This window comes from Nocardia sp. NPDC050713 (genome assembly GCF_040654315.1).
Lineage (GTDB): Bacteria > Actinomycetota > Actinomycetes > Mycobacteriales > Mycobacteriaceae > Nocardia.
Genome location: NZ_JBFAHS010000004.1, coordinates 250,015 through 254,935 on the forward strand (window position 1 = coordinate 250,015; position 4,921 = coordinate 254,935).

At 65.2% G+C, this 4,921-nt stretch carries 5 protein-coding genes; 1 reads left to right on the top strand and 4 read right to left on the bottom strand.

What is annotated here, in order from left to right; translation table 11 throughout:
* Positions 1-45: 45 nt before the first annotated feature.
* Positions 46-1,068: a GDP-mannose 4,6-dehydratase gene (gene gmd / locus AB0H49_RS10235; protein ID WP_141811310.1), complete on the bottom strand. Its 1,023-nt coding sequence runs from the start codon at positions 1,066-1,068 to the stop codon at positions 46-48.
* An 85-nt stretch (positions 1,069-1,153) separates the two neighbouring features.
* On the opposite strand from gmd, the gene AB0H49_RS10240 reads away from it, so the two are divergent.
* Positions 1,154-1,912, top strand: a complete 759-nt coding sequence (locus AB0H49_RS10240; protein WP_357249558.1) for a glycosyltransferase — start codon at positions 1,154-1,156, stop codon at positions 1,910-1,912.
* Here the strand turns inward: AB0H49_RS10240 and AB0H49_RS10245 are convergent.
* Genes AB0H49_RS10245 through AB0H49_RS10255 form a run of 3 tightly spaced genes read right to left on the bottom strand, consistent with a single transcriptional unit; the run spans position 1,890 to position 4,870 of the window.
* On the bottom strand, positions 1,890-2,615 hold the full coding sequence (locus tag AB0H49_RS10245) for a hypothetical protein (protein ID WP_357249561.1): 726 nt from the start codon (positions 2,613-2,615) through the stop codon (positions 1,890-1,892). The two genes, AB0H49_RS10240 and AB0H49_RS10245, sit on opposite strands and share 23 nt — an antisense overlap.
* Entirely contained in the window at positions 2,615-3,028 is a 414-nt protein-coding gene (locus tag AB0H49_RS10250) for a hypothetical protein (RefSeq protein WP_355002774.1), read from the bottom strand. Before AB0H49_RS10250 ends, AB0H49_RS10245 begins: the two co-directional genes overlap by 1 nt.
* 15 nt (positions 3,029-3,043) lie before the next feature.
* A complete protein-coding gene (locus tag AB0H49_RS10255) occupies positions 3,044-4,870 on the bottom strand; it encodes a thioesterase domain-containing protein (RefSeq protein WP_357249565.1) in 1,827 nt (608 codons plus the stop codon).
* Positions 4,871-4,921 lie beyond the last annotated feature (51 nt).

The following is a 4,921-nucleotide window of genomic DNA, read 5'->3' on the forward strand; positions in this document are numbered from 1 at the left end:
GCCTCCTCCGGGCCTGACCTCTCATGCCGTGTTCAATCTCTTCCGTCACGCGTTCTCCCAATCGTGGGCGACCATCAACTGCACCAACTCCGCGAAACTCGTCTTCGGCTCCCACCCGAGCTTCTCCTTGGCCTTGCGTGGATCGCCGGTCAAGTGGTGTACCTCGGCGGGCCGGAAGTAGGTGGGATCCACTTCGACGAGCACCCGCGAGGTGCGCCGGTCGATCCCCTTCTCGTCGAGCCCTGTTCCCTCCCAGATCAATTCGACACCGGTCGCCGAGAACGCCACTTCGCACAGCTCCCGGACACTGTGCGTTTCCCCGGTCGCGATGACGTAGTCGTCGGGCTCCGGCTGCTGGAGCATCAGCCACATCGCCTCGACGTACTCCTTGGCATAACCCCAGTCCCGTCGGGCGTCCAGGTTGCCGACGAAGAGCCGATCCTGTTTCCCCTGGGCGATCCGCACCGCACCGCGAGTCACCTTCCTGGTAACGAACACCTCTCCGCGCCTCGGGGATTCATGGTTGAACAAGGTCCCGTTGACCGTGTACATCCCGTAGGCCTCACGATGGTTCACGGTGATCCAGTACGCGTAGAGCTTCGCGACCGCATACGGCGAGCGCGGATGGAACGGCGTGTCCTCGCTGAGTGCGACATCGTGCAAGCCGCCGTACAACTCCGACGACGACGCCTGATAGAACTTGGTCGCGATGCCGGTCTTGCGGATCGCGTCCAGGATACGCAGGGTGCCGATCGCATTGGTCTCTGCGGTGAATTCCGGTATCTGGAAAGAGATGTGCACATGCGACTGCGCACCGAGGTTGTAGATCTCGCTCGGCCGGACCCCCTCCAGAATCCGGTTGAGACTGCTGGAATCCATGAGGTCGCCGTAGTGGAGAAACAACCGACGTTGCGAATGCCTTTCGGAATAAAGGTGGTCGATACGATCGGTATTGAAATTCGAGGCACGCCTGACTATTCCGTGAACCTCATACCCTTGCTGCAACAGGAATTCGGTCAGATATGACCCGTCCTGGCCGGTGATGCCGGTTATCAAAGCTTTCCTCATCAAACCTCCAACCAGAGACTAGCGGTTCTCGAAATCACGGGCAATACCTATATTTCGGTCGCCGAACGTACTAAAATTTGGTCGCATGAGTACGGCCTCCGTGAGAACTCTGATAATAATTCCGACGTACAACGAGCGTCGCAACGTCGGGCCGTTGCTCGCTCGAATACTTGACCAGGGCACCGATTTCGATGTGCTCTTCGTCGACGACAACTCCCCCGACGGCACCGGTGAGCTGCTGGAAGAGCTGGCCGAGGAGAACGCCCCGCGCATTCACGTGCTGCACAGGCCGGGTCGTCAGGGCGTCGGCTCCGCACACCAAGCCGGCATTCGATGGGCCTATTCCGAGGGTTACGACGACATCATCACGATGGATTCGGATTTCGCGCATCCGCCGTCGTATCTGCCGGCCCTGCGCGCCGCCGCGGCCGGTTTCGACATCGTGATCGGATCGCGGTATCTCAAAGAGGACAGCCTGGCCGACTGGACTCCCTTCCGTAAGATCCTCACCCGGGTCGGGCATTTCCTCACAGTGACACTGTTGCGGATGCCCTACGATGCCACGGGCGCTTTCCGATACTACCGGCTCGGCACCGTTCCGGTCAGCGCTTTCGACCGCGTGCGGTCCACCGGATACTCGTTCTTCTTCGAAAGCCTCTACATCATGAACGCCAACGGTTTCCGTATCCAGCAGATACCGATTCACGTGCTCAACCGCACGGCGGGTGCGTCGAAGATGCGCACCCGCGACGTGGCGACCAGTGTCCGATTCCTGCTCGTGCTGTGTGCGGAGAAGTACCTCCGGCCGAGCAAGCATCACATCAGTTCGCCTGCCAGCCATTGATCCGCCTCCTCGAAAGCCAGTCGATCACCGCCGCCGCGTCCGGCCAATCGGACTCGGTGGCGGTGGCCGGGAATTGGTCGTCGACGTAGTCCTTGGCGAACTCCGACCGCGACCCCACCGCGTCCCGCACCTCGGCCAGCGTCACGGCGGTTCGCGCGCCCACCTCGCGCAGACCGGTGCCGTTCGCGTGGCCGGCGATCCATTCGGCACACCACTCCACGGGGGCGAAGCTCTGCCGGGATCGCCCGCTGGCGAAGACCGGACGATCGGCCGCCATATCCGCCAGCACACCCTTGCGGTAGTCGCCGCCGTACATCGGGCCGAGCCGGACGATGAAAGTGTCTGCGCCGGTACACAACTGCTCGGCGGCGGCGCGATTGCGGCCGTACACGGTGTCGAGCTGGGTCCGGGCCGAGATGCTGCTGATCTGGACGAACCTGTCCCACGTCCACTCATCGCGCAGCCGCTCGGTCCCGGTGACGGTCCGGTCCCGGTCGGCTGCCGGATTATGTTCTGCCCAAAAGCGTTTCGACGGGCACGCGGCATTGACCAGCACGTCGTAGCCGCCCGCGGTGCGCAGCCGCTCGTGATTCGCGCGGACCACGGGTACCACCTCGTAGTCGCGATGCCTGCCGAATGCCTCGACCAGCACCGCGCCCACATAGCCGGCGGCGCCGACGACGGCCACCCTCAGCCGGGACATCACCCCTTGCCCTCCAGAGTGTGTGGCAGCGGCGCCACCTGGACGATCGGCGGATCGCACTCGTCCCACGGCTTGGTCAACATCGCGATGAACGTCAGCGGCGTGATCGAGTACACCGTGTGCATCACGCCGATCGGCGTGCGCGTGCAGATCCCTTTGGACACGTGGATGAATTCCTCGGGGCAGTTCGGATCCTCGTGGTCGTCCTTGGTGACCAGCACACCATTGCCCTCGACGAACAGCAGGTACTCGACGAAGTGCGGGTGATAGTGCAGGCCGCGCACCTTGCCCGGATGCATGTAGATCAGGTTGAACTCCAGCAGTGGTTCCGGTGGCACCCAGGTGAAGATGCCACCGCGGCCGTCGCGGACCGTGTCGAGATTGCAGGACGGAGTGAGGACTTCGACCTTCATGGAATGATCCCTTCATCAGGCGGGTACCGCGTTGGGACGGACGGCGCGCAGCTTGTCCGCGATGGAGTCGACCAGCGCGTCGCGCTGGTCGACGAGGAAGAAGTGGCCGCCGGGCAGCAGCTCGGTGGAGCGAATCCCGGGCAGCACATCGCGCCACGCCTCGAGTTGCGTGGCCGCCACCTGCCGATCGTCGCGTCCGCCGTAGAGGTGGACCGGACAGGCGGGCGGTGGGTGCGGAACGAACCGGTAGTCGTCGAAGATCTCGAAGTCGCTCCGCAATGCGGGCAGGAACAGTGCCATCACCTCCGGGGTATCCATGACCTCGGGCGGGATCCCGCCGTAATGCCCTACCGCGGAGAGGAATTGATCATCCGACAAGCTCGACAGACGTCCCGGCCGCGGAAGGTGCGGCGCCACCGACGCGGCGAGGAACAACACCTCCGGAGCGACCCCGGCGGGGAGTCGACGCGCGACCTCGAAGGCGGTCAACGCTCCGAGGCTGTGGCCGAAGAAGGCGAACGGCAAGTCGGTGAGCGGAACCACCTGCGCCACCGCGGCATCCACCAATTCCCCGAACCCGCGCATCGGTGTCTGCCCGAGATGCCGGTGTCTGGCGGGCAATTCGACGGCGCACAACTCCACCCAATCGGGCAACCGGGTACGCCACTGCGTGTAAGCCGCGGCCTTGCCGCCCGCGAACGGCCAGCAGAACAGGCGCAACAGCGGGGGCGCGGCCTGCCGCTGGTGCAGCACCAACCGATCCACGGTGTCGCCTCCGGTGAATGTGGCTGGCAGGACGGGCCGTTCAGGTGGTGCGGGCCGCACGCCCGGCGTGGTCGGCATGCTCGCCACCGGCGGCGCGGGCGGAGCGTCGGGCGTTCGTGCCGGGGTCGGCTCCATGCGAGCAGCCAGATGCGGTGGCTCGGACCGGAACAGTGCGAGATCACCGACTGTCACCAGTCGCGAAACCTCGACCCCGACCGACTCGAAGAACTTCGACAGGGGCGCCGAAGGGCCGATCTCGACGATCGCCGTTCCGGTGCGACCGAGCGCCCGCATATTGTCCTGCCACCGGACCGGCGCGCTGATCTGGCGGACGAGATTGTCGGTGAGTGTCTCGGGCCGGTGGAACTCGCCGGTGAAGTTCGAGGTCACCGCGGCCGCACGGTCCGCGCGCAGCCGCGGCGCACAGTCGGCCACGTACCCGGCGAACTCCGATTCGATCGACCGCATCAACCGGGAGTGGAAGGGCGCACTCACCCGCAGCGGAACGAACCGCAGCTCCGGAAGACGCTCGGCGAGTAGCACTCTGGCGGCCGCGACGGCCTCGGTGGCGCCGCTGATGACGAGTTGCTCCGGTGAATTGTCGTTGGCGACCTCGGCGCCGACGCCCGCGACGAGTTCGGCCACTCCGTGCGAGGCGATGTCGGGCAGGATCAGCGCGGCCATCGAACCACGACCCTCCGGCACCGCCCGCTGCATGAGCGCACCGCGGGCCCGCACCAACCGGACCCCGTCGGCGAGCCCGACGACACCGGCCGCGACCAACGCGCTGTACTCGCCGAGGCTGTGCCCACCGAATGCGACCGGGCGCACGCCGCATTCGGCCGTCAGTACCCGGTGCACCGCGATCTCCATGGTGAGCACGCACGGCTGGGTGTACTCCGTGCGATGCAGCCGCTGATCCCGTTCGACGCAGATCCGCAGCAGGTCCTCCCCCAGCGCCTCGGCGGCTTCATCGAAAGCCGCACGCGCGATTGGGAATTCGGCGCAGAAGTCGGCGCCCATCCCGACCCGCTGCGCGCCTTGACCAGGAAAGACGAGGGTGCATTCGGCATTCATCGCACTACCTCCGCGGACTCGTTGGCGAGACGAACGCCGAACATATGTCTC